This is a genomic window from Jiangella rhizosphaerae (assembly GCF_003579925.1).
GTDB classification, from domain to species: domain Bacteria; phylum Actinomycetota; class Actinomycetes; order Jiangellales; family Jiangellaceae; genus Jiangella; species Jiangella rhizosphaerae.
The window spans coordinates 1-1,207 of the sequence record NZ_QUAL01000228.1 but is presented as its reverse complement, the minus strand read 5'-3'; the positions used below and the strand labels follow the sequence as shown (position 1 = coordinate 1,207).

Here is a 1,207-nt window from a genome sequence, read left to right as displayed (position 1 = left end):
CCAGCCGGCGGATGGCGGCCCTGCGCAGCAGCGTCGCGGCGTGGTCGCGGGACCGGCCGCGGCGATACAGCCGAGCCCGGCCCTCGGTGGTCTCGCTGGCCCGGACGACGACCGGGAGCGGCTCGGGCACCAGCCGGCCCAGGCGCCGCGCCCGCCACGCCGCCGCCAGCAGCGCGGCGATCGCCAGCTGCCAGGCGCCGGCGCGGACCCAGCCGGGCAGCTGGTCGGTGAAGGCGGCGGGCGCGTCGGCACCCTGCTCGGGGATCGGCCGGTACCAGACGAGCCGCTCGGTCTGGCCGAGCAGCCCCAGCGCCAGCGCGGCGTTGCCGTCGTCGTCGAGGTGCTCGTTGGTCAGCGGGTCGGCGGTGCCGAGCAGCACCACCTGGCCGCCGCTCTCCGTCGACGACACCGCCAACGCCGGCTCGCCGTCGACGGGGTAGCAGACGGCGCCCTCGGACCGGCTGACGTCGCCGGCGTACCCGAGCCCGCCCAGCCGCGCCGACCCGGCCCGCTCCGCGACCGGCAGGTCGCACTCGGGCTCGACCGAGCCGGGCGCGTCGACCAGGACGGCGGACAGCCCCGGCGCGTAGTCGGGGACCCGGGCCTCGGGCGCCACCAGCACCAGCCGCGCGCCGGTGTCGACGAGCCGGTCGACCTGCTCGGCGGTCAGCAGGTCGGGGACCGTCACCAGGACGGTGTCGCCCGGGCCCGCGGCCCCGACGGCGTCGGCGTTGCTGCGCACCGGCGTGACCTCGACGCCCTGCTCGGCCAGCAGGGTCGCGAGCGCTCGCGCCCCGGGGTTGTCGACCCCTTCCGGATCGAGGAAGCCACGGCTGGCCCGGCTCTGCACGATGCCCAGGACCACGGCCGTGAGCAGCACCAGCACCACGATGGCGAGCGGCCGGCGCCACCGCCGCCACTGGGCGGCGGCGGTGGGGTCGAGCGGCCGCGACTCCGGCGGCGTCGTGGTCGTCGTGCTCACGTGACACTCACCGTGACACTCATCGGGGCACCGCCAGGACGGGGGTCTCGCCGGCGTGCTCGGGCCGTGGCCTGGCCGCGGCGACGGCGTCGTCGAGGTCGCGCAGCAGCCGGTCGTCGTCCTCCGTCGCCGCCGCGCCGCCGTAGCGGACGCCGTCGAACAGCCCGGCGCCGGCGTGCATGCCGCCGCCGGGCGCCCCGACCTCGCCCAGGGCGGCCGTGGCCT

1 protein-coding gene and 1 pseudogene are annotated in these 1,207 nt (G+C 78.5%); both read right to left on the bottom strand.

The window, feature by feature from the left end; translation table 11 throughout:
• A partial coding sequence (locus DY240_RS22640) for a DUF4350 domain-containing protein (protein WP_147375454.1) occupies window positions 1-982 on the bottom strand: 982 nt, incomplete at its 3' end.
• A 19-nt stretch (window positions 983-1,001) separates the two neighbouring features.
• Window positions 1,002-1,207, bottom strand: a pseudogene (locus tag DY240_RS32265) (hypothetical protein); the annotation flags it as partial.